Consider the following 26890-nt stretch of genomic DNA (forward strand, 5'->3'; position numbering starts at 1 on the left):
ACCTCCGCGCTCACCCTACCCAGCATGTGGGACGGACGGGAGTTTCGCCGGTGCCCGGCTCCCGGCCTACCGCGGCATGTTTCGCCCACGATGCCACAGTCGGTGTGACCAACTAGTCTGTGTTCGTGGCTGACGAACCTGACCTTCTGAATCCTGATGACGAGCCCGACGCCTTTGATGCGCTCGAATTCGTCCAGGGTGGGGTCGATCTCTTCGGTGAGGAACTTCCCCCACCTATCCCACCTTGCGACATTGCATCTGATGAGGGCATCGCCGAGGATCCGGTGGTGGACGGTGAGGTCGATCCCGATTCGGTGATCGAGGCAGCGGCCCTGGCCGACGAGGACGACGACCCTGATGCCGATGGTTCCTCAGACGCAGATGGTGAGGTTGAGCCAGTCTTCGCAGTCGCAGGGGCCGACATCGACGAGGAAACCGGTCCAGAGGAACTGGCCGATGAGCCTGCTTCCATAACCCCGGTGCCAGATGCTGTGACAGCGCAGATGCCTGCAACCTCGGGCATGCCAGCCGACCAGTGGGCCACCGGCGAGGGCGGTTTGCCTGGTGACGGCGGGGTTCCACTGGCCCTCTACCGGCGCTACCGTCCCGATACCTTCACCGAGGTCATCGGCCAGGAACACGTCACCGAACCGTTGATGCGCGCCATCGCCAACAACAAGGTCAACCACGCCTATCTGTTCTCCGGGCCTCGCGGCTGCGGCAAGACTACTTCGGCACGTATCTTGGCCCGCTGTCTCAACTGCGAGCAGGGGCCCACCCCCACACCGTGTGGGGTGTGCGATTCCTGTGTTGCCCTGGCCACCGGTGGCCCCGGATCAATCGACGTCATCGAGATCGATGCCGCTTCCCATGGCCGGGTTGATGACGCACGGGAATTACGTGAGGGGGTCTATTTCGCTCCGGTCGGTTCCCGTTACAAGATCTACATCATCGACGAAGCCCACATGGTTACCAAGGAGGGCTTCAATGCCCTGCTGAAGGTGGTCGAGGAGCCTCCGGAGCACGTCAAATTCATCTTCGCGACGACCGAGCCCGAGAAGGTCATCGGTACTATCCGCTCGCGTACCCACCACTACCCGTTCCGTCTGGTTCCCCCCCGTGTGCTGAGCGAATACCTAGAACAGATCTGCCATGACGAGGGCGTGCAGGTTGAGCGGGGTGTGCTGCCGCTGGTGGTGCGTGCCGGGGCCGGTTCGGTGCGTGACTCGTTGTCAGTGCTCGACCAACTGCTGGGAGCAGCCGACCACGGGATAGTCACGGCCACCGCGGCTGCCGGGCTGCTCGGTTACACCCCCGATAGCCTGCTCGACGGCGTCGTCGATGCCTTCGCTGCGGGTGACGGACGTGGAGTCTTCGCCACCATCGACAAAGTCATTGAGACCGGACAAGATCCGCGCAGGTTCGCCGAGGACTTGCTGGAGCGGATGCGCGACTTGGTGATCGTCGCCCAGGTGCCCGATGCCATCGAATCCCGGCTCATTGATGTCGCCGACGACCAGGCGGAGCGCCTGCGTGGGCAGGCCGCGGCAATGGGGCCGGGGGAACTGACCCGGGCTGCCGAGGTGATCGCCGCGGGTCTGGTCCAGATGAGGGGTACCACGGCCCCGCGCCTGCACCTGGAATTGATCTGCTCCAGGGTGTTGCTGCCCACATCTGATGTCGGCGACCGTGGGGTGCATGCCCGCCTCGACCGGCTGGAACGCCGCCTCGAGATGGGAGGGCCACTACCTGCTGCCGTCCTGGCAGCCTCTGGGCAGCCCACCGATGCTCCTGCCGGATCAGTGAGCCGAGATCAGGACGAACCCGTAACGATGGTGCAGCAGATGGGTGGGGCATCTGGCAGCCGATCCACTCCGCAGCACCTTGTGACTCAGCCCTCAGCACCCGTATCGACCCCTGAGGAATCCCGGGAAGTTCCGGTGCGCCCCGAAGATGGGCACACCGTTGAAACAGCCAAACTGCGGAAGGTCGCGCAGCAGGATCCACAGCCAACCGAGCATCCGGCAACTCTGGGTTCCTCGGGTGGTCCGGGTACCGCCGACGTCCGCCGGCTGTGGGCCCAGGTGCTTGAGGAGGTGAAGGCGCGTAAGCGGTTCACCCACGCGCTGGTCTCCCAGAATGCCCACGTCGTCGAGGTGCGTGCTGGGGAGTTGTTGCTCGGTTTCAGCTCCCCCGGCACTCTGGAGCGGTTCAATGGTGGCGGTTCGGCTGACGTGCTGCGAGCTTCCATCGTCGAGGTCATCGGCGTCGACCTGCGGATCACGGCCTCAGTGGACGGCGGGCCGTCCCGTGAGGAGACCCGGGCGGTGGCGCAAGCTACCTCCTCACCCGCCACTCAACCCACCCACACGACCCAACGCTCAGCTGTCCCACCGACCCCTGGGCAGCAAATTCCTGCCCAGCAGCGTCCCGCTGGTACACCTTCGGCCCCGCACGAGTCCCGGCATGCTCCCGCCCATGTTCCTGATCCAGTCCCGGAACCGGAGGACGACCCCTACGAGGAGGTGGCTCCCGATGACATCGTCATCGACGATTCGGAAACCGATGCCGCCGAATTGTTGGCTAGGGAACTGGGAGCACACATTATTGAGGAAAACGAACGGTCCTGATCTGGGCCATCGAACAGAAAGGACCATCCATGTTCCCTGAAGGCATGGACATGAACACCCTGTTACAGCAGGCCCAGGCGATGCAGGAACAGCTCGCCCAAGCTCAGGAGGAGCTTGCCACCAAGACATTTACCGGCACTGCGGGTGGCGACATGGTCACCGCGACCCTGACCGGGCAGGGTGAACTCGTCGGGCTGGTGATCAAGCCAGAGGCAGTGGACATGGATGACTTGGAGTCCCTGTCCGATCTGATCATCGCGGCGGTGCGCCAGGCATCCACCTCCATGACGAACCATGCAGCCTCGCTCATGGGTCCCATGGGTTTCTGAGAGGCGCACTTTGTACGACGGACCAGTCCAGGACCTCATCGACGAGTTGGGGCGCCTGCCGGGGGTGGGCCCGAAATCGGCCCAGCGAATCGCTTTCTGGTTACTGGACCAGCCAGCCGAAGACGTCGAACGCCTTGCCGAGGTCTTGAACAAAGTGAAGGCTCAGGTGCACTTCTGCGATGTGTGCTTCAACGTCACCGACCAGGATGTCTGCCGGATCTGCCGTGATCCGCGTCGCGATCCGAGCGCAATCTGCGTGGTCGAGGAGTCCAAGGATGTGGTGGCCATTGAGCGCACCCGCGAGTTCCGGGGGCGCTATCACGTGCTCGGTGGGTCGATCTCCCCGATCGCCGGGCGTGGCCCCGGTGACCTGCACATCGCTGAACTGGTTCGGCGGCTGTCCGACGATTCGATCGTCGAGGTGATTCTCGCGACGAACCCCAATCTAGAGGGAGAGGCAACCGCCACCTACCTCAGTCGTCTTCTCGGTCAGACTCCCGGTATCCGTGTGTCTCGTCTCGCCTCCGGTCTTCCTGTCGGTGCCGATCTCGAGTATGCCGATGAGGTGACTCTCGGTCGCGCATTTTCTGGTCGTCGCTTCGTCGAGTGAACGATTTTTCGTCCTTGTCGTCGTGTTTGAAGCGGCGTTTGCGTTTGATCTCGACGCCAGCCATCAGCGCGATTCCACGGATGATCACCTTCGGGCCATCGGGATCTACCTTGTGCGCGGCGGCCTTCTTGGAATTCCAGTCGAAACCACCCATGATGCCGGTTCCCTGGACTTCGACATTCAGATCGGGTGGAACGATGATCTCGACTCCACCCCAGAACGCGCCTACCGTGATGACGGTGACCGGTGCGGTGAATTCCGCCTCTTGCAGATCGATCACGCTGCCGCCCATGACGGTCAAATTCCACAGGTTGCGGGCCAGGGTCCAGTTCCCGGCCAAGGTCGATCCACCCAGGATAGCGATGCTTGCTGCTCGGCCAACGGCCTCTTCCGGTGCCCAGCGTGCCGGAACTCTGCTCCGGCTTTCTGAATCCCACGAATCAGTGATCATCTCGCCGGTGTGGGTGACAGGCTCGAGCTGGTTCGGTGGGGGAGCCACCTGCTCGACCTCGGTAAGGCTTTGGGCATCAAGAATACCCCGGACCCGTTGATTGAACTCCTCGGCGGTGATCTGCCCGGATTGCCATGCCTGGTTTAGTCCGGTGATGGCCTTCTGACGTTGCTCCTCGCTCGGCAAAGGTTCGGGGACGAACGGCCATGTTTCGGTCATGCGATGAGTGTACGGTATGCCCGCTTGGGCGCCCGTCGTGATCAGACCGGCACAATCGTTTTTTACGGGTCGGTGCGGCATACCGGCCAGGCGGCCGGTGTTGAGGCCGAGAACCAAGGGTCGGCCGAGGTTCTCGTCTCGAAGAAGCTGAGGGTGAGGACACCGGGGATTTGTGGGCAACCGGAGGAGGTCGTGTAGACGACGCCGACGGTTCCAGTGCCATTCAGTGGGACGACACGGTTGACATCGCCCTGCATCCTGATGGTGTGGTGCTGGCCGTCGTCGAAAAGCGCCCGCATGTGGGTGATCCAGCAGGTGATCCGCCCGGTGTTCGCCACGGTCAGAGTCGCCGAGAATTGTCCGGCGGCAGGCTCATCGGAAAGGGCCCATCTTCCTGCGGTCAGGCCATCGGTCCGGCAGATTGGCATATTGGCTGGGGTCATCGGATTGTCGGAAGGAACCTTCGGATCGGTGGCGACTTGGACTTCCCAAGCATCGTCGTAGCCATCGCCATCGGTATCGGCAGCTCGCGGATTGGTCCCCAAGACAATGATCTCGGTACGATCATCGAGCCCATCGCCATCGGTGTCGGTGAGTAGCGGGTTGGTCCCGTACACCAGGTATTCGTCGCCGTCGGGCAATCCATCACCATCGGTGTCGACGCGTAGCGGATCCGTCTTCAGCACGACGTATTCGAGATGATCATCAAGGCGATCACTGTCGGTGTCCGGATTATTCGGATCGGTACCGATGAGCCGCTCGGTGTCGTCGGGCAATCCATCGCCGTCGGTGTCAACTGGTTTGGCGGGTGCGACGATGGGAATCTGGACTATGGCGGTGACCGATGGAGAGGAATCGGTCGGCTCCGGGACGTTGTCGGTCCGGGGAAGCGGCTTGGACGCCGGTGTCGGGGTACTGGTGGAGACCGTGGGCTCGGGACTCGGAGCGACCGGCGGCGCTGGCTTCTCGAACGACGACGGGGCGGGCGGCTCCTCGGTCTTAGAAGGCGAAGCGGAAGGAGTCGGCTGCACCGGGGTCTGGCTAGGGCTCGGCTTCATGGCAGATGGAACCGGAGTTGACTGGCTGGCCGGGGGATGCGTCGGATCCTGACCATCACCGAAACCGTTGACCATGGCATAGATCACGATGACGATGGCAATCACCGAGATGATGATTCCGCTGGCCACGGCCGTGTGCTGGGCGCGGACGCGCTGACGCTGCTGGGCTGTTCCGATGGCCGAGGCTGTGAGGTCGGCGAAGAAGTCGTTCGGCTCGGCAGGAGTGGCCCCGAGCTTGTGAAGACGGTCGAGCAGGTTCATCGCACCCCTCCTGCCGGGGCCTCGGTCATGGTGGCGCGCATCTTCGCCAGCGAACGATGCGCGGTCACCCGCACCCATGACTCGGTGCGGCCCAGCCGCTCGGCCACTTGGGCTGCCGGTTGATCATCCATGTAGCGTCCGATCACCACCGCACGTTCGATGGGGCTGAGCACCGACAAGCCCTCCGCCACTTGGAGTTCGTTGTCCAGATTGACCCATGGGTCGACGGTATCGGGTACCCGGATCTCCGTCGGAGCCTCCGAGAAAGAACGCTTGCGCGCCCGGGAGAGGAAGTCATTGGTGAGCATCGTGTGGAGATAGGCCGCAGGGTCCTGTGCCGCTTGTACCTTCTTCCACTTCATCAGCGCAGTCACGGCAGTCTCCTGGACCAAGTCCTCGGCGAGATGCCAGTCGTGGGAGAGCAACAGTGCACGGCGGAACAGCGATGGACCTTGGTCTTGGACCAAGGCTTCATAACCGTTGGGGGTTGCCATGTCTCGCTCTCGGTTGTCTGTATGTGGGGGATCGGGGGCGGTGTCATTCGGCGCGCGGCATCCACTCGATGATCCCCTCCTGATAATAGATGATTCTCGTTGTCAAAGCGACATGGTTTAGCGCCCGACCATGCGAGCGCGTGGCAGGACCCGTCAGTCCTTTCCCATGGACAGCGGGTCCTGCTCACACTGAGCGAGAAGCACGTCCCCGACAGCTTCCCAGCACCGAAGGTTCTTGGGCACTCCATCCGAGTCACCACGCCTGCGGCAATAGGTTGACAGCGACACATCCCCGAAAAGGTCGCGGCAACCGCTCACGACCTCTAGACGCCCCGGGGGAAGTGTTTCGTTACATGGATGACGCCGATCCTTTGCTGAACCTCAATAATATTCGGTTTGACAAGGGTAAATGTGAAAAGATGCAGAGCTGTATCAGGGCGTGTCGGATTTCGGGCATGGAGTGGATGCCACGTGATGCCCACCGATTTCGGGTCTCGTGGCCCCGCCCCTACAATGACCGGGTGCCTGCAAGGCAGTGATGGGGCCATCACCCCGGAGCCGCCGGAAGAACAGCCCCCATGGGCTCAGTAGAACCGGCAGCAGGACACGAAATGAGTGGGGATTTTTCCCAACAGGGGTGGTACCGCGGGTGGTCGGCAATGACCGCTCGTCCCTTGAGTGGACAACCGACCAAGGACATTGATGAGCGACACCACCCGTGGCTACAAAGCCGTTCCTGCCCAACTTGACCTGCCTGCGATGGATCACCGGATCCTTGAGTTCTGGGATGACAACGACACCTTTACCCGCAGTTGGCGGGCCACCGCTGACGGCAAGCCATGGACCTTCTTCGAGGGCCCGCCCACTGCTAACGGGCACCCCGGAACCCATCACATCGAGGCCCGGGTATTTAAGGATGTCTTCCCGCGTTTCAAGACGATGCAAGGCTTCCGCGTTGATCGCAAGGCCGGCTGGGACTGTCACGGGCTGCCTGTCGAACTGGCCGTCGAGAAGGAACTCGGTATTGAGGACAAGTCGCAGATCGAAGCCTTCGGGGTATCCAAGTTCAACGAGATGTGTCGTGCCTCGGTGTCGCGTTACGTCGGTGAATTCCAAGAACTGACCCACCGCATGGGCTACTGGGTGAACCTCGACGAGGCCTATTGGACGATGGATCCCCAGTACGTTGAATCCGAGTGGTGGGCCCTCAAACAGATCTTCGACGCAGGCCTGCTTGTCGAGGATTATCGGGTCACCCCGTATTGCCCCAGGGACGAGACCGCCCTGTCCGACCATGAGGTCTCCCAGGGATACCGGGATGTCACCGATCCCTCGATCTTCGTCCGCTTCCCGCTGCTTGACGGGCCTTGGCAAGGCGCCGACCTGCTGGTGTGGACCACCACCCCATGGACTCTGATCTCCAATACCGCCGCGGCGGTACATCCCGAGGTCACCTATTTAAAGGTGACCAACGGCACCGACACGCTGGTCGTCGCCAAGGATCTGTTTGAGGAGGTGCTCGGTGCTGAGGAACCGGCCTATCGCGTCGTTGACGAGGTCAGTGGGCGTGACATGGAGCGCTGGCACTATCAGCGTCCGTTCACCCAGGTGAACTTCCGCAACGACGCCAACTATGTGCTGCTGGCCGACTACGTCACCACAGAGGACGGCACCGGAGTGGTGCACCAGGCCCCGGCATTCGGCGCCGAAGACCGGCTCACCTGTTTGGCCTATGGCCTGGAGGTCGTCAACCCGATACGTCCCGACGGCACCTTCGCCGAGGGTCTCGATCTGGTTGGCGGGCTATTCTTCAAACAGGCCGACGCCCCGATCCTGGCGGATCTCGCCGCCCGTGGAATCCTGTTCCGCAAGGTTGATTACACCCACTCCTATCCGCACTGCTGGCGCTGCGACACCCCGCTGATCTACTACTCGCAGCCCTCCTGGTACATCCGCACCACCCAGATCAAACAAGCCTTGCTGGACGAGAACGAGGCCACCAACTGGCACCCCGGCAACATCAAGCACGGCCGCTACGGCGACTGGCTGAACAACAACATCGACTGGGCCTTGTCTCGCAGTCGCTATTGGGGTACCCCGTTGCCGATCTGGCGCAACGATGAGGACCCATCGAAGATGATCTGCGTCGGCTCCCGCGCCGAGTTGGGCGAACTCGCTGGCCTCGACCTTTCCGATCTCGACCCGCACCGGCCCTTCGTCGATGACATCACCTTCGCCCTGCCGGGTGAATCGGGTACCTACCGCCGGGTTCCCGAGGTGATCGACGCCTGGTTCGACTCCGGGTCGATGCCCTTCGCCCAGTGGGGCTACCCCTGGGCCGAGGGCTCCAAGAAGCACTTCGAGCAGCACTATCCAGCTGACTTCATCTGCGAGGCGATCGATCAGACTCGTGGCTGGTTCTACACGCTGATGGCGGTGGGCACTTTGGTCTTTGACCAATCCTCTTACCGCAATGTGCTGTGCCTAGGTCACATCCTTGCCGAGGATGGCCGCAAGATGTCCAAGCACCTGGGCAATATCCTGGAGCCGCTCCCGCTGATGGAACGGCATGGGGCCGACGCGGTGCGCTGGTTCATGGCCTGCTCGGGTTCGCCCTGGGCGGGTCGGCGTGTGGGGCATGCCGCCATGCAGGAGGTTATCCGCAAGGTCCTGCTCACCTATTGGAACACGGTGGCCTTCCATTCCTTGTACGCCAGGGCCAATGGCTGGGGCCCTGAGGGTGAGGCACCGGTCGTCGCCGGGCGTCATGTGCTGGACCGCTGGCTGGTCTCGGCCACCCAGGAACTGGTGGCCGAGGTGACCGCGCACCTGGAGAGCTTCGACACCCAGCACGTTGGCAACTTGATCTCAGCCTTTGTCGATGATCTGTCTAACTGGTATGTGCGCCGCTCACGTCGCCGCTTCTGGGATGGCGATCCGTCGGCGCTGTGGACCCTGCATGAGACTCTTCACGTGCTCACCCGGCTGATGGCACCGCTGGTGCCCTTCATTACCGAGCACGTCTGGCAGCAGCTCTTTGTGCCCACCGATCCCACCGGGCCTACCTCGGTGCACTTGTCATCGTGGCCGGTGGCCGATACCGCGCTGATCGATGCCTCCCTGAATTCGGCGATGGGGGTGACCCGCCAGCTTGTCGAGCTGGGTCGCGCTGCCCGTGCCGATGCGAAGGTGAAGACTCGTCAGCCGTTGGCCCGTGCTCTGATCGGGTCGGGGGTTCGCGCTCAACTGGACGAGGAGTTGATCGCTGAGATCGTTGCCGAACTCAATATCGGTGCAGTCGATACCTTCGCCGACGCTGGTGATGTGGTGGATTTTGCAGCCAAGGCGAATTTCCGTGCTCTTGGAAAGCGTTTCGGCAAGCAGACTCCCGTTGTCGCCGGGGCAGTGGCCACCGCGGATGCGGCGGCATTGTCTGCGGCACTGGCTGCCAGCGGTGAGGCGACCATTGAGGTGCCCGGTATTGGAGAGGTGACCTTGGGGGCTGGCGATCTGTTCATCACCGAGCGCCCGCGCGAGGGGTGGGCCGTAGTGGAACAGGACGGGCAGACCATCGCCTTGGACCTGACCCTCACAGAGGAACTGGTGCGCGCAGGCATTGCCCGCGAGGTGATCCGGCTGGTGCAGGAGAACCGGAAAGCCACTGGTTTGGAGATCTCTGACCGGATTCGGCTGGAGTGGGCCTCCGTACGCGAGGATGTTGCCTCGGTGATGGCCGAGTACGCCGACCAGATCGCGTCCGAGGTGCTGGCCTTGGACATCCAATCCGGTGATGCGGCCCCGGACTGGGCGCGCGACGAGGAACTTGGTCTCGCCGTTCGGGTGATCAAGGTCTGATGTTTCTTGCGCATCGTGGCCGCTGGATGCCAGCTACGGACCCCAACGGCCACGATGGGCATGGGATGGGACATCGTCCCGGCCGGTAATCTGATGCCTGTGTGGAGCAGAGCCAATCTTCCCGAGGTCATTGAGCGCTTCGGCCCCGACCCCTATCTGCTGCACGAGGCGAACCCAGATGGGCAACTGTTCGTCAGCGATTCTGGCTGGATGGAAATGGAGAGCCCCGATCGTTTCGGGCGGTGTGGCGCGCTCATCGTGGGTGTCGACACCCTTGGGACTTCCGCGGTCGACGAGGCGGTGTCCCTGCTCGACGACCGGTGCATGCGAGCTAGACAGCGACTGTGCTGGCTGAGCGTCGATATCCACAACGACTGGCCGGGCGGCGGGCAATGGCAGCGAGGCGAAGGCCACGAGTCCGACTGGGTGTGGATGTGGACGAAACAGCCGGCCTGCGAACCCGATCCAGCCTGGGACCTGGTCGAGTTGGACGATATCGCCGACGCCGAGGAGATCAATGCCTTCGCGTTGCCGGTCAACCCGCTGTTCGAAGGTAACCCGGGGCGCGGTGAGAACCTGCTGTGGGTTGGCCTGCGCGACGACCGGGGTCGGCTCATTGGTTGTATTACCGCGCATCCCAACGGTGCCGGCAAGGGGCATCTTGCCGGGTTGGTCGTTGCTCCGGCTCATCGTCGCCGGGGTGTGGCCCGTAGCATGCTCGCAGTCATTTCCCAGCGGATGATCGACCGCGACGGGGTGTGTCTGTTGTCCGCCTATGCGCACAACACCGGCGCGATCCGTGCCTACGAGCAGGTTGGCTATTCGGTGGCGCACACCTTCGATTTCCACTTCCGAGAGCCCCGATTCACGGGTTGATGCCTTGTCAAAGACATATTCTTGGTTCGGGGATGCGGCCATAATAGGTCAAGGCCGTTCAGCGGCACTGAACTGGTTTGTGGAAGTTTCATGGCAACTGCTTGGCGTGACCCGTTCGTGCCCCATTGATGTGCTTGCCTTAGGGGGACTGTGGATCCCGACCGAGGAGCAGCATGAAACTCTCCCGCGCCGTTCTGGTGCTGTGTTCCGTCGCGACGATGGCCGTCATCCCGCAGACGGCGTTCGCCGCTCCGCCGCAGCGAGGGGGTATCGTCCGTCCGGCGAATATCACCGCCGAAGGACAGCAGTATGCGGAGACGATCCTCGCGAAGGTGAACGCCCTGCGCGTCTCGAAGGGCCTGCAGCCGGTCACCCGGTTCGTTGAGTTGGATTCGGTTTCCCAGGACTGGTCCGAGCAGATGGCGGCCTCCCGGAAGATGGAGCATAGGCCGGATTTCATCAAATCCTATCCGGCTGGTTATCAGTCAGGTTCCGAGAACATCGCGTGGCGAAGCGGCGGCGGTGATGTCGGTGCTGGCTTTTACGAGCAATGGCTGAATTCTCCAGGTCACTACGCGAACATGGTCGATCCTGCTGCGAACTCGATCGGGATCGGTGTCGCCCAGGATCCGGTCTCAGGCACCTGGTACGGAACCCAGAATTTTGCCCAGTACCCGGATACTTCGAAGCTGACGGTCAGCGGCGGGGCGCCCACGCCCACCACTCCTGCCCAGAAGCCTCAGCCTCCGACTCAGACGACCACGGCTCCGGCCCAGGAGACTACGACAGCAGCCCCGCCAACGAGTGAACCGTCGGTTGCGTTGCCCGAGACGACGACGGCGGCCATTGAGACGCCGGAGTCCACTGCGGCCGACGCCCCTGCATCAGCAACGCAGCCCACAACGGCCCCAGACGGCGGCGGGTCGGTGCCCTCATCATCACAGCAGGACACGTCGACACCAGAAGCCAGTCCCTCGGCCACCGCACGATTGGTGAACTCGAGCCCATGGAAGAAGGGAGGCTTCTTGGCTGGAGGCTTCATCTTCGTCGTAGGCGGTGCCCTGTTCGTCATCGGGCTCCTGCGCCCCTGACCAGGTTTTGCGGCTGGGATATTGATCACCAAGTCTTTTCGCTCAGCTGAGACGATGTCAGTGCGAGGATGAATTTTCCCGCATGATGCGGTGAATGTCTCAGGAGAGGGCTGCTGCCGTCGCCAACCCCAAGGCCTTTTGAAAACAGGTTTCCCGCTGCTCAGCGGTCATATTCTTGGATGGATCGTTCGGATCATCGGAGACGGTCAGCACGGCCAGGGCTTGGGCATCGAACTCTGCGGCGGCGCCGAATAACCCGGCAGCTTCCATCTCCACTCCGAGTACCCCGTGGGCGGCCAGCCGTTCGTTGCGCAGTGGATCCCATGATGGCAAGTGGAAATGGTCGTGGGAGGTGACCATCCCGATGTGCACCTCGTCCATGTCGGCGGCGGCATCGATAGCGGCGCGGGCTAACTCGAAGGAGGCCACCGCCGAAAAGTTGATCCCGGGAATGCGTTGCTGGTTCATATTCGAATCGGTGTGCGCACCCAGCGCGATGATGACGTCACCGACCTGCACTTTCGGCGAGATTCCCCCACAGGTGCCGACCCGGATGAGTCGCTGCACCCCGTAGTAGTGGAACAATTCGGTGGCGTAGATGGTCATCGACGGCATCCCCATGCCAGAGGCCATCACCGACAGCGGTTTGCCTCGGTGGGTGCCTGTAAATCCCTGGATGCCGCGCACGTCGGTCACCATCACCGCATCGTCGAGCAACTGTCCAGCGATGCGGGCGGCTCGCCTGGGATCTCCGGGCATGAGCACCGCCGGGGCGAAGTCGCCGGGGGCAGCGCAGATATGTGGTGTGGCCATGGATCCTCCGATCTTCATCGCAGTGATTGTCCTGCGGAACCCGGATGCGGTGCAATGGGTGAACCGGGATGATTGAAGGGGGCCAGGATGGATGTCGTTGCAGCGGCCGAGCGGTGGATCGCCCACGATCCGGATCCGAGCGATCGGAAAACGCTGTCCGAGTGGGTGGGAAGGGCTAAGCGTGGCGACGCCGGTGCATTGGATCGGATTACCGGGGCGATGACTGGTCGGCTGTTCTTCGGGACAGCCGGGCTGCGGGGTGAGATGGGGCCTGGACCGAATCGGATGAACACCGCAATTGTCGCCACCGCGACCGCCGGGCTGTGTGCGGTGCTCGGCCAGATGGCCGAGCACCCGAGGATGGTGATCGGTTTCGATGCCAGGCACCGTTCCGCGCAGTTTGCCCGCACTGCTGCTGGGGTGGCGACGGCTGCCAGGTGCGATGTGATGGTCATGCCCCGCGCGCTGCCCACCCCGCTGCTCGCCTTCGCGGTGCGGCATCTGGGAGCCGATGCGGGCATCATGGTGACCGCATCCCACAATCCTGCCGCCGACAACGGCTACAAGGTCTATCTGGGTGGGCGCATCGTCGCGGCTCATGAACGTGGTGTGCAACTCGTCGACCCGATGGATTCCCGGGTGATGGCTGCGATTGAAGAGATCGGATGGGCCGACGAGGTGCCCGTCGCCGATGACGGATGGCGGGTGCTGGACGAGACGATCGTCGACGAGTACCTGGCTGCTGCCGGGAAGCTCGCCGGTCGTCTGGGCGTGGACCAAGATCAGATGGCGAGGTTGGCGGTGGTGCTCACCGCCATGCATGGGGTCGGTGCGCCGGTGGCAACTCGGCTGCTGGAATCGGCAGGGGTCTCCCGGCTGTATCCAGTTGCTGCCCAGTGCAGCCCGGACCCGGATTTCCCGACCATCGCCTTTCCTAATCCCGAGGAGGCTGGGGCGCTCGATCTTGCCTGTGACAAGGCTCGTGAGGTGAAGGCCGATCTCGTGGTGGCCCTCGACCCCGATGCCGATCGGTGTGCGGTCGCGGTGCCGGATCGCTCCGGGGCCTGGCGGCAATTGTCGGGTGACCAGCTCGGGGCGTTGTTCGCCCAGCACCTGGCCGCCAAGATTCCGGTGGGCGAGGGCGGCGGGGAGCCACCGGTTTTCGCACGCTCGCTGGTCTCGGGATCAATGTGTGATGCCATTGCCGCGGCCCATGGCATCACCGCTCGTCAGAGCCTCACCGGTTTCAAATGGATCGTCCGGGGTCCCGGAGTTGTCTACGGTTACGAGGAAGCCATCGGCTACTGCTTGGATCCGGAGGTAGTCCGGGACAAGGACGGCATCACGGCGGGACTGATCGCCTGCGCGATGGTCGCCGAACTCACCGCCAAGGGCAGGAGTGTCGACGATCTTCTTGATGACCTCGACGTCGCCCATGGGCTGCATGTCACTGCGCCACTCACCTTCCGGGTCGCCGATCGCTCGGTGATTGTCGCCGGATTGGAACGTCTTGCCGCCGATCCGCCGACCGGGCTTGGGGGACACCAGGTGAGCGAGTTCGCCGATTTGTCGCTGGGATACCGGGGGCTGCCCGCCACCGTCGGTTATCGAATAGAGAGCACCGTGGGTGATCGCGTAGTGGTGCGCCCCTCGGGCACCGAACCAAAACTCAAGTGCTACGTGGAGGTGCGCGAACCGGTGTCCGGTCGTGAGGATCTCGGCGCAGCACGGCGACGGGCCGCTGACCGGCTGGCCCGAATCCGGGAGGAACTAACCGCCGAGCTTGGATTTTGATGAGTAGCTCCTGCCATGTCGGTGTGATTGCTGGGCGCCTGTCATTGGGATTTGTTCGGTCACGGTGCGCTGAGGAAGCGCTTGCCTCAACATTGTGAATTGAGTACTGGGAGACGGGGAGTGCCCGGTCACATCGTTGGTCAGCGGTGCTCGTCGCTCCTATTTCCATATTCGGTGAGAGGGCGGGCGTTGCACGTCACGTCCATATCCTGAGACCTGGTCTTCATTGCCTTTCCCGGCGGATGCGGGAGTTCTAGCATCGTGATGTGTGATCCGCAGGAACAATGATGTGGTCTGGGAGGACGACGACGAGTTCTTGGCTGCCCCTATCTACGGGCAGCAGGATGTATCCGGGGAATCCGGTGATGATCCCGAAACCGATGAGGGTGCTGGGCCTGGTGCCGCGGAGGAAGCGTGGAATCCAATGCAGGGGTTCCCTGATGGGCTCAGGGCGGTGCGCGTGTGGCCCGGTGACGAGGGTGCTCCGGGTCGCGTGCGGGTGTCATTGAACTGGCGGGAAAAACTGCGCGATTCGCGCCTCGACCACGCATTCTTTACCGCATTTGCTGCAATGAATGCGGTGTGTCACACCGGTGAGCATCCGCTTCCCCGTCCTGCCCCGCTGCCTGCCAAGGCTTTCGGCGACGCCATCAGCTGGCAGACCTTGGAGATCGTCCGCCGGGAGCGGTGCCGGATTGATGCCCGGATGGCGGAACTCACTGATGCGATGCCGACGCGGTGGGTCGGCGAACCAGCTGTCGGGTCGGCTTTCGGCAAGGGAGTTGTTGTGACCTTGGGGCTGTTCGGGCATCCGGTGTCGGCCCGCTTCGATCCGGAGTGGATCGAGGGTCCGGTGCGTTCAAGTGAACTGTCGCGTGGCGTGATGACTGCGTGGCGGCAGGCCCTCAAGAAGTTCCGGCCACCACGGGTGGAATTCGGTGAGCGGGAGTTGCTGGCCCGGGAGTATGACAAGCTTGATCGAAGCCTCCTTCTGAGTTTCCAAAACGGATTGTCCCTGTGATGACCGCCCACCTCATGCCTGTGATGGTCCTTGGCCAAACCATAATGGTGCTGTCCCCATACACCGGAAGGATTCCCGCTGATGGTTAAGAAGCCCTCGATCAGTCAAGAAACTCCGGCCCAGGCTCGTGCCGCCACCCCGGAGCTCTCCGGTTACCGGGCAGACACCGATGATGTGCTCAAGGAGCTTGAACTGACAGAGGAGGACATCAACCCGACCGTGCGAGCCCAGAAACGCAGCAGCGCGGCTGGTGGTCCTGTTGGGGCGATGCCGCCGATGATGGGTGGTGTAGGGAATCCTGTGGGTGTCACTGGGGCTGGTGGATCAGGCAGGTTGGGTGCTGGTTCTGCTGGTGGTGGGCTGGGTTCGACGGGCTCGGTGCTCGGTAGTGCTGGAAGCGGTGGGCCAGTCAGCGGTGCGGGCACTGGTTCGCCGGGCGGGGCTGGTCTTGGTGCTGGTGGTGGGACGGTGGCTGCTAGTTCAGTGGGTACCGATTATGGATTTGGTATCAATCCGGCGACGGGTAGGCCGTGGTCGCCGTCTGATCCGGGGTTCGTCGAACGGTTCGGCACCTATGATCCGGGCACTGGTAGGTACACGAATCCGGTCACCGGGCATGTTTATGATCCGGCCACCGGAACGTGGATAACACCCACCCCCGGGACAGGCACCAGCCCCGGTGTCACCCACGGTACTGACGAAACCAGCGGTATGCCTGGGCAGCATGCTCCGGCTATCCCTGGTGGAACATCCCCAAGTGCCGACCCCGGAACGGGCATGGACTCCGGTGCAGGGGTGGGGCCTGTTGCGGGAGGCAATCTTGGCCAAGAGAGCCAGCTCTCCTCATTTGGTGGGAGACCGGGCATTGAGGTGGATCCCGTCGACATCGACCGGTCGAGGAAACGCTGGGACGATCTCGGTGAGCGGATGAGAGCCGTGCAATCGCTGATCGATGGTCTGGAGAAGGTCACTTTCGAGAAAGTTTCCCAGCCCCTGGCCGCTTACAGCGGAGCAGAGCTGGCAGCGGTGGACACTGCCGGGACTTCGACCACGCAGATGACCAGCACATCGACGAATCTGGGCGCCTCGGCCGCAGGCTACAGCCAGACCGAACAGGAAAACGCGGGCGTCGGAGAAAAGGTGGTGGAGAAGTGAGCGTTTCTTCTGCTGAGAGTGAGATGACCTATGTTCCGTCAGGGAAATTTGTTTCGGTGCATGGGGATCGCACGGCAACGGTTTTCACTGGTGGGGATATCACTGACAGATTGCGGGAGCTGGTTGATTGTTTCCATCTGGCGTTGAGCAATGATCGTGCGGAGGTGGAGAACGCGAAGGCTGCCGCGGATGGCCCGTTGTGCACTGATGGGTATGATGCGACGACCACGCAGCAGGATTTTGATGCGTTTATTGCGCGGGTGACTGCGAATCTGGGGCGTCTGGTGGGCGAGGAGAATGTCGGGGGCATCGGTGAAGACAGTGTCGTGGGCGGAGTGATGGGTCCGTGGGCTGCTACCGCTGATGGGCCGGGCAAGAACCAGTCTCCCTATGACGGGTGGGCGAAGGCCACGGTGCTACTGGAGTAGATCGTGGCAGACACCCAGGCGGAGACCATCAACAGTTGGCAGTCGGCGGCAGGTGATTCCTACCGGCAGAATGCGTTGGACCAGACCAAGCGGCTGGCGTCGTTGGAGTCATTGACGACCAACACCCGTGACCTGGTGGAATCAGTGTCACTGATACAAGGCATCGTGAGTGAGGCAATCCACGGAGCCATCGGCAAAAGATTGAAATGGTGCAAAGAAGCAGCCAAAAGTGCGCCACGAGAGACTGGAGATTTTGGTGCAGGTAGTATTTCAAATGAGGATTTTTTCATGCGGGCTGCTGTGGTTGATGCCTGCGTGTGTGAGGTGATTGATTTCGTGGCGTTCACGGAGGAAGAGACGCAACCATGGATTCAGGCCGCCAAACAGCTTGGGGTCAAACTAGAGGCAGCTACCGAGGCGACACGTCAGTTGCTGACCAGAGAGTCGGAGTATAGCTCCGGCACCACGGTGGCCGAGACCGGCCGGTGCAATATTCCCAAGGGTCAGAAGGGCACCGATTCACTGTTCTGAACCGACTCTGATCGTCAGCATGGAGGTATCGTGATACGTGTTCGCCCGGTTGCTGTGGGTGTTGTTGTTGCTGTTCTGGCGTCCTTGTTGGGCGGATGCAGCCTGTTTAAGGATGATCCGCAAACCCAGCTCGATAAAATCATCGCCAGGACGGGAAACGATATTGTTGGCATGAAAGTTGTCGTGAAAACTGATGAGCGAAATCCTACGGTCTCGATATTCTGGGTGGATGCTGGGAAAGTGATGTCCGCCTGGTTGAAGGACGGGAAAATTATTGTCGAAGATTCACGGTATCCTTCTTTTGCGGCAACGGGTCCGACGAGTGTTGATAATTTTTCTCTCGATAGTTATGTGAGCATTGCGAACGGTGCATTCAACCCCGATGGATGCTACTCGGCCATTGTCACCTCGATGGTCACGCCGACAGGGGCCATCGGTACCCAAGTCGAGTGTTTGGGTCGCGAGAAGAAGGCCATCGATGAGCAGTCGATGCTTGATGGTGGGTTGTTTTATGTTCCGCGGATTGATCCGCAGGTTGCTGCTGATCTTGATGTGCTCAAGCAAGCTTATGTGACGGTGATGGGTACTTCGAAGGTTCACAGGTTTAGTTATTATTTTAATCAGGCTTTGCTTAGTTTGGATGGGCCGGTGGCTACCAATGCGCTCGGTGAATCGTGTGTGCCTAGTATGACGGCGCTTCTTTCTTCTTCGTCTACTCCGTTCCCGGTCTCGTGTGATACCAAGGCTACGGTGGGTAGTAATCCGTTTGATGTGAATGAGTTTTCTTCTACGTCGGTTGCTGAGGTGGTTGCCTCTGTTGAGAATTCTCAAATTCTTGATTACCAGTCGTTGGTATCCATTACCTTCTTCCACCAGGGTGAGGATCTGTGCTGGGAGGTCACCACTACCAGCATCGGTGACCTCAGTGCTCACCGTGACCAACTCAAAGGCTGTATCACCAAAGGTGCCTGACCAACCCTGGAATGAAGAATAACAAAGATACTTCCAACCATGCATGATCACTACACATTGGGTTTCTGGCGCACTTCTGCTCCGTCAGACCAATAGCCGGAACCCTCGATATCCAAACAGCGGCACATCAAACAGGTCAGGTAGTTGCTTTCTTCACAATAGATGTACGTATACGATACTTTCGCCGGGACTCCTGCGCGACCAAGCCGTAAGAATTAGGCAACCTTGCTGATCGTGTGGGACCTCTCAACCGGCCTTCAGCATGACCAGTTGCTTGAACTCCTCACCGTACCTCGATGTCGACACAACACAGGTTTCATCTCACATCTCCGAAAAAACTTGTCTTTCATCACTGCCCATGAAACACGCAGATCTAATGTTGTTGATCATTTTAGTTGTTGGCGCAGTCAATCGTCTAACCATGAGATGGATTCGGTCAGGTTGTTGGGTTAGTGGTGGTTTTTGCGTGTGTGTCGCAGGGTGAGGATGGCTGCGATGATTGCTGCGGTGATGATTGTTGTGGCGCCGATTGCTGCCCAGCCCCATAGGGGTAGGCCGGTGGTGGTGTTGTTGGTTGTGGTGGGTTGTTGGTCGGGTGTGGTGGTGTTGGTTGATGAAGTGGTGGTGGTGGGTTTTAGGATGGGGGTGTCGGGGAAGGTGGGGCCTTGGACGGTGTTTCCGGTTGGGGTGAGGGTGAGCCGGTAAGTGACCGGTGTGGACTGGGTGGTGGCATCGGTTCTGCTGCCAGTGGCGTTCATCATGCTCACCCCGATCACGTGACGCCCAGCCAACCACGAACCGTTGCGGGTTGAGTTGAATTCGGTGGTGTTGGCGTAGGTGACCGGGAGAGTAGTCCCGAAATCTAGCCCGTCTCCGGGTTCAACGTGGACGTTGTTGAAGTTGAAGCCATCCTTGTGGGTGCGGCTGACCAGGTCTATAGGTTGTCCCAGTGACCCCAAAGCGCTGACCTCCAGCTGTCGGTTGATGCCTTCAAGGCCCTTGTCAATGTAGTCGTCTTTGAGGATTTCGAGGTTGGCGTCGAGGTGTTGTCCCCAGCCGAGGTCGATGGCGAAGTATTGGGTTTCACCTTCGACGATCTCGGCGGTCGTGGTGCCGTTGAGTAGTTGTGCGTGATCGGGGGTATAAGACGCCGACACGTGGGTGTCGTTTCCAGCTGTGGGTGGCACCAACTGGCTATTGGTGCGCTCGGTGGGCTCGGTGTGGTTGATCGGATCCCCCAGATCGGTAGGCTCAGCCACCGCAGCCAACGTCACATCCACATCAATCGGCTCCTGCAACGACAACGCGCTGCCACCGAAACTGAACCGCACTAAGGTATTACCGACGGCACAATCGTCTTCGCCGCCAATCACCGACCCGGTGTATCGCTGGGAAACCGGTAGCTCGAACGATAGCTCAGCCATTCTGAACCCTTGCCAGCCATTGTAGCAGCCAAAGCCATTTTCGTTATATTGGTCGATCGACATGGAAAGGATCGCCTCGTATTTGGTATTTCCATTGGGATCGGTGTGAATAGTTCCGGTTCTGGTGGGGGGTACTGCGGTGGCGCCCATTTGTAGGCGTGTTCCTTCGGCCATTGGTACTCGAAGGTATGCATCACGCGTATCGGCGGCGTCGGTTCCTCCGGAGACCTTGGGTAGGGTGAGGTGGAAGCGTGCGGGGTTGTCTTTGGTGCCGGGTTCTACTAGCGGGAACCCAGCGATCTGCTCAGCAGTCAGATCACTTGCATCTACTGGCGCATCGGGTGAGGCCCATACTCCTTGAATGGTTCTATCGGGGAATGTGTAGCTGGTGGCTGTTCGGGTGCTGGCGGTAGTGATGGTGTTTTCCAGTGATCCAGCATCTTTCGCGTCGGCATAGGTGCCACCGGTAGCATCGGCGATGCACTGCAGTTCCGCACGGGCTTGTTCATCGACTTGAAAACCGATGGTGTGCACCACGAGTTGAGTACCGGTAGCTTTCAACTGCTTAGCGACATCACACACCGGAGGCGGAGCACACGTATCAATACCATCAGACACCAACACGATCGTGCGGTCTCCTTCACCAGGCAGCAACGAGTTAGCTTCTTGTAATGATTTACCAATCGGAGTGTATCCACTGGCATTGATCCCCGCCACCTTGGCTTTCAGATCCCCAGTCGTGGCCTGACCAGGACGAGCCAGTGTGGTGACGTCTTGACACCCAGCTTGTTTCTCGTCATCCGAACTACCAGTGTTGGTGCCATACACCACCAGACCCGGTGGTGTTCCGGTCGCCTTATCCAAATAATTCGAGATGGCTGTTTTAGCCGCATCCATACGAGTGCCGCCACCCACATCAGTAGCCAACATCGACCCCGAAGCATCCAAGATCAATACCGTCGGCGGTTGCTCCTGAGCATGAGCAACAGGAAAAACCACACCCGTACACAACATCGCCAACACAGCCACGACAGTGCCAACCAACCGACGCATCACAGCATCTCCTCATTCTACGACCACTACCCACAATTTCCCACAGGCTAACCCCAAACGAGGGTCACTTCCGCAAAAGCACTAACCAACCAGAGAACAGAACAGCCATTCGTGAAGATGGGCATCGTGGGACGCGGAATGCGTTTCCGCTCCCCGCTGAGGCTCAGTGCTGCTGACCGCTCTGGTCGGTGAAGGAGGCAGCCATCCAGGCGCTCGTCATATCCCGGAGCAGCGCTTCTCGTTCGTCGTGATCCAGGAACAGCGCGGAGGCCCCGGCCAGGGCGAATTGAGCCATTTCGGTGGTGGAGAGCTGGAAGGCGCTGGCGACCAGCGCATACTCACGGCTGAGGGTGGTGCCGCCCATCAGCTTGTTGTCGCAGTTGATCGTCACCGTGAATCCCAGCCAGGCGAGCACCCCGAGCGGATGAGCTGCAAGCTCCGTAACGGCCCCAGTCTGCACATTCGAGGTGGGGCAGATTTCCAGCGGAATCCGGTTGTTGCGGATGAAGGAGGCCAGTCGCCCCAGCACGAAGGAGCCATCGGTGCGCCGGGAAATGTCGTCGGCGGTCCGCACGCCGTGACCGATGCGCATCGCGCCACAGTCGATGGCATCGAGCAGGCTCGACAGCGGACCCTCCTCGCCGGCGTGGATCGTGTAGTAGAAAGCTTCATGACGCAGCAGGTCGAAGGCCGCCTTGTGCTTCGAGGCAGGATTACCCACTTCGCCACCCGCAATGTCGAAACCACAAACCAGATCGGTGTCGCGGTGCCGCAGCGCCAGCCGGGCGATCTCCAGCGAACGGTCAGCGTGCCGCATCGCGCATAAGATCTGCCGGGCGATGATCGGGGTTCCTGCGGCCTTAGCCTGGGCCATGCCGTCGCGAAGCCCCTGGGCAACCGCCTCAACCGTCTCGTCCAGGGACAACCCCATGGTCTGGTGTTGCTCGGGAGCCCACCGGGTCTCGGCCGCGACGACCCCATCGGCAGCCTGGTCGAGAACCCACTCCGCGCTCACCCGGCGCAGGTCCTCGGCGCGCTGCATGAGGGCAGTCGTGTGGGCGAAGGTCGTGAGATAGCGTTCCAGCGAGCCGGAGTTCGCGGCATCGGTGAACCACGTTGCCAAGGCATCTGGGGTGGAAGCGGGCAGCGTGTGGCCCACCTCGTCGGCGATCTCCAGCATCGTTGCAGGGCGCAGGCCCCCGTCCAGATGATCGTGCAGGGACACCTTCGGCAGGTTGCGGAAGAACGCTTCGTCGGCCATGCATCAAGCGTAATTGCCCGCACGTAATGTGACCGGCAGTACCCGAGACGAGTTCTGCCGGTCACAATCTGGGGTCGTGGCACTCTGGGCGTGGGAACCCGTCGGTCACGTTGCCCCGAGGTACGTGTCATCTGCCGATTCCGCACCTCATGACGCGACCCGCACTTCACCAGGCACGTTGATCTCATCTAGCCGGATGATCGTCGTGCACAATCTCTTGAGAAGGGCGGGATTGTGGCTGATGAACAACAGGCCGATTCCGCGCTGGGAGGCCAGGGCAACCAGCCGGGTGCAGATCTGAGCCTGGGTGAGCGGGTCGAGCATCGTCGTCATCTCGTCCGCGATGAGATAGCGCAGCCCGGGATGCAGCACCCTAGCGATGCAGAACCGCTGCAGCTCGCCACCGCTGAGCTCCCCCGGGAAGCGCTCCAGCCAGGCATCCTCAATGCCCAAGCTATCCCTGGTCTCCTGGTCTACGTCCCAGCACTCGACGAGCACTTCCCGCATCCGCCATCGTGGGTTGACGCTCAGCTCCGGATTCTGGTTGATGTACTGCACCGGGCAGACTCCGGTGCGGGCCAGCGGCTTCCCGTCTACCTCGACCGTGCCATGGCGAGGACGGATCCACCCTGCCATGATCTTGCCGAGAGTCGATTTCCCGTATCCCGACGGGGCGACGAGCCCGGTCCTTCCACCTTCGGCTACCTCAAGGGTGACATGGTTGAGAATCGGCTGGTGCCCCCGGTAGCCGAAAGTGATGTTGCGTGCGCTCAGCATGAATCGGCCTTTCCGGAGACAGAGGTAATGAAATCATTTTGCGGAAGGGCTTTCCACAGCGCCTTGGCATAGGGATCGGTGTCTGATTCGTCGGGATGGGTGAATTCATGGGAGCTCATCTCGCCGACGAGCCTGCCCCGGTTGAGGATCGCCACCCGGTCGGCGACGGCCGCGATGAGATCCACGTCGTGCGAGATGATGATGACGCTGCGGCCCTCGTCGGCAAGGGAACGGAAATCGGCGAGCATCTGCCGAGCAAGATCCACCGGTAGCCCAGGGGTCGGTTCGTCAGCAATGATCAATCGTGCGGAACTGAGCATCGCTGTGGCCAACAGGATTCGCCGGGCCATGCCCCCCGACAACTGGAAGGGATACTTGGCCAGATCGCCGGGCTGAAATCCGAACCGTTCGGCAATCTGTTCCAATTCCTCGGCATCGGGAGTCCTGCCCTCAATCAACTGGGAACGCACCCGCTTGAGTGGGTCAAGGTAACTGATCGACTGCGGGATGAGAGCCAACTCGGTGCGTCGCAACTCGGGGAGACGCTGTTTGGTGATGGGTTGACCATCATAGGAGATCTCCCCCTGCACCACCGTGTTGTGGGGCAGCAGACCCATGATGGCGTGGGCAAGCAAGCTCTTTCCCGAGCCCGAGGCTCCGACGATGCCCAGGATCTGCCCGGGCTCGGCGGATAGACTCAGGTGGTCGACGGCGAATCCCAGCGACCGGCGGTAGAAGCTGCGGTACATCCGGAATCCGACGCATAGATCGTGTACTTCGAGAAGTGCCATCTCACACCTACTTCTGTGCCGTGGACGGGCTGATCAGCGTGGACAGGGAGTTGCCGCAGCGGTCGATGGTCAGTACCAATCCCAGCAGCAACAGCCCTGGGAAGACCGCCAACCACCAGTAACCGGAACTGAGGTAGCGCATCGACTCGGACAAGATCACGCCGATGGCGGGCAACTCCATCGGTATGCCGAACCCCAAGAAGGTCAGACCGGATTCGTGCAGGATCGCGTGAGGGAACATCAATACCGTGGCGACGAGGGTCTGCGGGACGATGTAGGGGATGTAGTGGCGTGTGGCGATGAACCATTTGGATCGCCCCATCTGCCGCGAGGCGATCACATAGGGGCTGGTGCGTAGATGGATGGTCTCGGCGCGCACGATACGGCACAGTCCCACCCAGTGGGTGGCGGCAACGCCGATCATCACTCCCGGGATGCCACGGCCCACGAGAATGGCAATGAAGATCATGAAGATCAGGTGCGGCATACCCTGCATCAGGTCGACGAGCCATAGGACGAAACGGTCGAACCACCCGCCCAGCACCGCGGCCCCGATACCCATCAGCAAGGCGATGAGAGAGGAAACGATCGATGCGAACAGGCCGATGCGAATACTGATCGACAATCCTTTGAGCGCCCGGAATCCCATGTCGCGTCCGAGCCAGTCGGTGCCGAAGGGGTGGGCCGGGCTCGGTGGGAGGTTCGTCTGATCAAAATGGACTGCGTAGGTACTCTCGGGGATCAGCGATCCTCCGATGCCTGCCGTCAGCAGCAGAACCAAGGTGAGGGCGAAGACTAGCGTTGCGGTCTTGTGCCCGTTCCACCGTTCGACGACCGGGTCGGAATTCAGCAGCAGGGCACTCATGACCATTTCTCCTTGATGCGGGGATCGATGATGGGGTAGAGCAGGTTCGCGACGAGGTTGCCTAGGAAGACAAGTGTCGCGCTGATCAAGGTGATGCCGATGAGCAGTGGGAGGTCACCCTTGACCCCGGCCGACGCGGTGATCGCTCCCAATCCGGCGTAGCTGAACACCGACTCGGCGAGCACCGAGCCACCGATGATCTCCGAGATCGAGCCGAATTGCAGGGTGACGAAGGGCATCAAGGCATTGCGCAGGCCGTGGCGCCAGATGAACTGCCACGGGGTCTCTCCGCGCGAGGTAGCGAACAGGGCGTAGTCGCAGTGGCGTTCGTTGATCAGCCTCGTGCGGGTCTGCATGGTGATCGTGGAGATTCCCAGCAGGCTCAGTGTCAGTGCGGGCAAGGCTGCGTGATGGATCCGCTCACCGAGGCTGGCGTCGCCCAGGGTGCTGCCGATAGGCACCGACAGCCCGATCGGGAACCAACCGAGCCATACCGCGAACAACAGCAGCATGACCATTCCGAACCAGAAGGTGGGGATCGCGGCGAAGACGTAGCACACTCCGGAGATGATCCGGTCGATCCATTTTCCTTCATTCTTTCCGGCGACTACTCCCAGGAACGCTCCGATGACTCCGGAGATCAACCAGGCGGAGAACAACAACAGCGAAGAATTGGCCAAACCGTCGCGGATCACGGTGACGACCGGGCGTTCCAGCATCAGGGAGGTTCCCAGATCTCCATGCAGCAGATTGCGCCACCACAGTCCGAATTGCACTAGTGCCGGTTTGTCCAGTCCCCATTTGGCGGCCAGCGCCGCCTGCTGCTCGGGTGAGGCCTGGGATTCACTACCGAAATAGGCTGCGACCGGATCGATGGGGGAGATCTTCGCCAGAAAGAAAGTGAGCGCACTGACGGCGACGATGAGTGAGATGCATTTCAGGATCTGCCACAGTATGTAGCTGGCAATTCCGGACCAGCGGCCTAGTGGATTGCGTTGTGGTTCACTTCCAGTGGTTCCAGGTTTCTCGGGAGCCGTCGCGGGAGACGATGCCGTCATCAGGAACTCACCTGCCAGGTGTTGAGGTTGTAGATGACGTGTAGGAAGTGATCGTGCGGGTGCAGGTGCTGCTCACCGATGTCCAGCCCCTGACGCACGAAGTAGTTGTTCCTGACGTAGCAACACATGATGTAGGGGCTGTCACCGAGGATGCTACCCCCGGTCTCGCCATCCCACAGGGCATCGCGCCAGTGCTGGTTAGCGGTTTCGGTATCGGTGGATTCCAAGGCCTTCGTGAGATTCTGTTCCACGGTGGGATTGGTGCAGCAGGCGATATTCAGCCATCCCTTCTCTCGGGTGCCTTCGCTGCTGAGCTGATTGTGAACCGAGTAGGGGGTGAATTTGCCACCGCCCAGTACGACGGAGTTCACTCGGTTATTCTCCTTGATGCCGGTGAAATCCAAGGCATCTAATTGCACGTCGATGCCCAAGGCCTGCATCTGTTTCTTAAAGCCTTCCGCCAAGGCTTGGCGGGCAGGGTCGGTTGGCGGATAGTGAAGGGTGAAACTCGCCTTGAGGTCTCCCTTTGCTCGCATTCCATCCGCGCCGGTGGCCCAGCCGGCCGCGTCAAGGATCTGGCGTGCCTGTTCGACGTCTCCGTCGGTGAGCGAGTTCTCCTCGGCTCGCACACCCCAGGGGAAGACGTCGAAGGCATCGAAGGCGACGTCGCCGTAGCCCAGCAGGCACTGGTCGACGAGTTGTTTGCGATCAACGCCCAGCGCCATCGCGCGACGCAACTCCCGGTCGCTGGTCACCGCGTTGCCGACGGCCTTGCCATCGACCTCCCAGGCTCCCGGTTGCTGGCAGGGAAGCGAAATGACACGGTAGTCGAAGGTCGGTAACGAGACCATGGTGAACCCGGTCGGGACCTGTTGCGAGAAGTTCGGATAGGTGAACGCCAGGTCCACCTGCCCCGCTTTGGCTGCCGCCAATCCGGCGTCTGAGGCCATCAACAAGATGGTCACTTTGGCAAATTTCGCTTTTTCGCCGTGGTAGTTGTCGTTGCGTTCCAGGATGAGTTGTTGTCCTTGGATGTAGTCGGCGAATTTCCAGGGCCCGGAGCCGACTGGTTT

22 protein-coding genes and 1 pseudogene are annotated in these 26890 nt (G+C 61.1%); 12 read left to right on the forward strand and 11 right to left on the reverse strand.

The features are described from left to right. The first annotated feature begins 119 nt into the window (after positions 1-119). From HMPREF1531_RS05985 to recR, 3 genes are read left to right on the forward strand one after another with little or no spacing between them, the layout of a single operon-like run. The gene (locus HMPREF1531_RS05985; protein WP_016669033.1) at positions 120-2630 is read left to right on the forward strand and encodes a DNA polymerase III subunit gamma and tau; all 2511 of its coding nucleotides are present in this window, start codon (positions 120-122) and stop codon (positions 2628-2630) included. 50 nt (positions 2631-2680) lie between these two features. After that, a complete protein-coding gene (locus HMPREF1531_RS05990; protein WP_442852400.1) occupies positions 2681-2959 on the forward strand; it encodes a YbaB/EbfC family nucleoid-associated protein in 279 nt (92 codons plus the stop codon). A gap of 10 nt (positions 2960-2969) precedes the next feature. Next, complete coding sequence (recR, locus tag HMPREF1531_RS14140) at positions 2970-3569, forward strand: recombination mediator RecR (RefSeq protein ID WP_036897348.1); 600 nt, start codon at positions 2970-2972, stop codon at positions 3567-3569. 136 nt (positions 3570-3705) lie between these two features. Here the strand turns inward: recR and HMPREF1531_RS14145 are convergent. The 3 genes and pseudogenes from HMPREF1531_RS14145 to HMPREF1531_RS06010 all read right to left on the reverse strand — a co-directional run. Further along, positions 3706-4320: pseudogene (locus HMPREF1531_RS14145) on the reverse strand (LiaF domain-containing protein); the annotation flags it as partial. Then, the gene (locus tag HMPREF1531_RS12870) at positions 4302-5558 is read right to left on the reverse strand and encodes a hypothetical protein (RefSeq protein ID WP_016669037.1); all 1257 of its coding nucleotides are present in this window, start codon (positions 5556-5558) and stop codon (positions 4302-4304) included. The gene HMPREF1531_RS12870 and the pseudogene HMPREF1531_RS14145, both read right to left, overlap by 19 nt. Next, positions 5555-6052: an RNA polymerase sigma factor gene (locus HMPREF1531_RS06010; protein ID WP_016669038.1), complete on the reverse strand. Its 498-nt coding sequence runs from the start codon at positions 6050-6052 to the stop codon at positions 5555-5557. Before HMPREF1531_RS06010 ends, HMPREF1531_RS12870 begins: the two co-directional genes overlap by 4 nt. 702 nt (positions 6053-6754) lie before the next feature. On the opposite strand from HMPREF1531_RS06010, the gene ileS reads away from it, so the two are divergent. From ileS to HMPREF1531_RS06025, 3 genes are all read left to right on the forward strand, one after another. Next, positions 6755-9907 carry an isoleucine--tRNA ligase gene (ileS, locus tag HMPREF1531_RS06015; RefSeq protein ID WP_016669039.1) on the forward strand — a complete coding sequence of 1051 codons (3153 nt, stop codon included), beginning with the start codon at positions 6755-6757 and terminating at the stop codon, positions 9905-9907. 60 nt (positions 9908-9967) lie between these two features. Continuing rightward, positions 9968-10783 (forward strand): GNAT family N-acetyltransferase, encoded by an 816-nt coding sequence (locus HMPREF1531_RS06020; protein WP_198011000.1) that lies wholly within the window; start codon positions 9968-9970, stop codon positions 10781-10783. A gap of 173 nt (positions 10784-10956) precedes the next feature. Continuing rightward, the gene (locus tag HMPREF1531_RS06025) at positions 10957-11874 is read left to right on the forward strand and encodes a CAP domain-containing protein (protein WP_016669041.1); all 918 of its coding nucleotides are present in this window, start codon (positions 10957-10959) and stop codon (positions 11872-11874) included. Positions 11875-11973: 99 nt separating this feature from the next. Here the strand turns inward: HMPREF1531_RS06025 and deoD are convergent, their stop codons facing one another. After that, the gene (gene deoD / locus HMPREF1531_RS06030) at positions 11974-12687 is read right to left on the reverse strand and encodes a purine-nucleoside phosphorylase (protein WP_016669042.1); all 714 of its coding nucleotides are present in this window, start codon (positions 12685-12687) and stop codon (positions 11974-11976) included. Between the two features lie 87 nt (positions 12688-12774). On the opposite strand from deoD, the gene HMPREF1531_RS06035 reads away from it, so the two are divergent. The 6 genes from HMPREF1531_RS06035 (at position 12775) to HMPREF1531_RS06060 (ending at position 18588) form a co-directional block, all read left to right on the forward strand. Further along, the gene (locus HMPREF1531_RS06035; RefSeq protein ID WP_016669043.1) at positions 12775-14481 is read left to right on the forward strand and encodes a phospho-sugar mutase; all 1707 of its coding nucleotides are present in this window, start codon (positions 12775-12777) and stop codon (positions 14479-14481) included. Positions 14482-14749: 268 nt separating this feature from the next. Beyond that, a complete protein-coding gene (locus HMPREF1531_RS06040; RefSeq protein WP_156860194.1) occupies positions 14750-15502 on the forward strand; it encodes a hypothetical protein in 753 nt (250 codons plus the stop codon). Between the two features lie 81 nt (positions 15503-15583). Next, positions 15584-16657 carry a hypothetical protein gene (locus HMPREF1531_RS06045; protein ID WP_016669045.1) on the forward strand — a complete coding sequence of 358 codons (1074 nt, stop codon included), beginning with the start codon at positions 15584-15586 and terminating at the stop codon, positions 16655-16657. Beyond that, positions 16654-17085, forward strand: a complete 432-nt coding sequence (locus tag HMPREF1531_RS06050) for a hypothetical protein (RefSeq protein ID WP_156860195.1) — start codon at positions 16654-16656, stop codon at positions 17083-17085. The genes HMPREF1531_RS06045 and HMPREF1531_RS06050 overlap by 4 nt, the downstream gene beginning before the upstream one ends. 3 nt (positions 17086-17088) lie before the next feature. Continuing rightward, complete coding sequence (locus tag HMPREF1531_RS06055) at positions 17089-17616, forward strand: hypothetical protein (protein ID WP_016669047.1); 528 nt, start codon at positions 17089-17091, stop codon at positions 17614-17616. A 30-nt stretch (positions 17617-17646) separates the two neighbouring features. Beyond that, positions 17647-18588, forward strand: coding sequence for a hypothetical protein (locus tag HMPREF1531_RS06060; RefSeq protein ID WP_016669048.1), 942 nt, complete (start codon positions 17647-17649; stop codon positions 18586-18588). Between the two features lie 449 nt (positions 18589-19037). Here HMPREF1531_RS06060 and HMPREF1531_RS14315 read toward each other — a convergent pair whose 3' ends face one another. The 7 genes from HMPREF1531_RS14315 to HMPREF1531_RS06095 form a co-directional block, all read right to left on the reverse strand. Next, a complete protein-coding gene (locus HMPREF1531_RS14315) occupies positions 19038-21065 on the reverse strand; it encodes a vWA domain-containing protein (protein WP_016669049.1) in 2028 nt (675 codons plus the stop codon). A gap of 163 nt (positions 21066-21228) precedes the next feature. Next, positions 21229-22326, reverse strand: coding sequence for an adenosine deaminase (locus HMPREF1531_RS06070; protein ID WP_016669050.1), 1098 nt, complete (start codon positions 22324-22326; stop codon positions 21229-21231). Positions 22327-22473: 147 nt separating this feature from the next. Next, a complete protein-coding gene (locus tag HMPREF1531_RS06075) occupies positions 22474-23103 on the reverse strand; it encodes an ABC transporter ATP-binding protein (RefSeq protein WP_016669051.1) in 630 nt (209 codons plus the stop codon). Then, positions 23097-23894, reverse strand: coding sequence for an ATP-binding cassette domain-containing protein (locus tag HMPREF1531_RS06080; protein WP_016669052.1), 798 nt, complete (start codon positions 23892-23894; stop codon positions 23097-23099). The genes HMPREF1531_RS06075 and HMPREF1531_RS06080 overlap by 7 nt, the downstream gene beginning before the upstream one ends. 7 nt (positions 23895-23901) lie before the next feature. Continuing rightward, complete coding sequence (locus HMPREF1531_RS06085) at positions 23902-24759, reverse strand: ABC transporter permease (RefSeq protein WP_016669053.1); 858 nt, start codon at positions 24757-24759, stop codon at positions 23902-23904. Beyond that, positions 24756-25817: an ABC transporter permease gene (locus tag HMPREF1531_RS06090; protein ID WP_016669054.1), complete on the reverse strand. Its 1062-nt coding sequence runs from the start codon at positions 25815-25817 to the stop codon at positions 24756-24758. The genes HMPREF1531_RS06085 and HMPREF1531_RS06090 overlap by 4 nt, the downstream gene beginning before the upstream one ends. Then, positions 25817-26890, reverse strand: a 1074-nt coding sequence (locus HMPREF1531_RS06095; RefSeq protein ID WP_016669055.1) for an ABC transporter substrate-binding protein, incomplete at its 5' end; no start/stop codon positions are given. The genes HMPREF1531_RS06095 and HMPREF1531_RS06090, both read right to left, overlap by 1 nt.

The organism is Propionibacterium sp. oral taxon 192 str. F0372, from assembly GCF_000413315.1.
Classification (GTDB): Bacteria; Actinomycetota; Actinomycetes; order Propionibacteriales; family Propionibacteriaceae; genus Brooklawnia.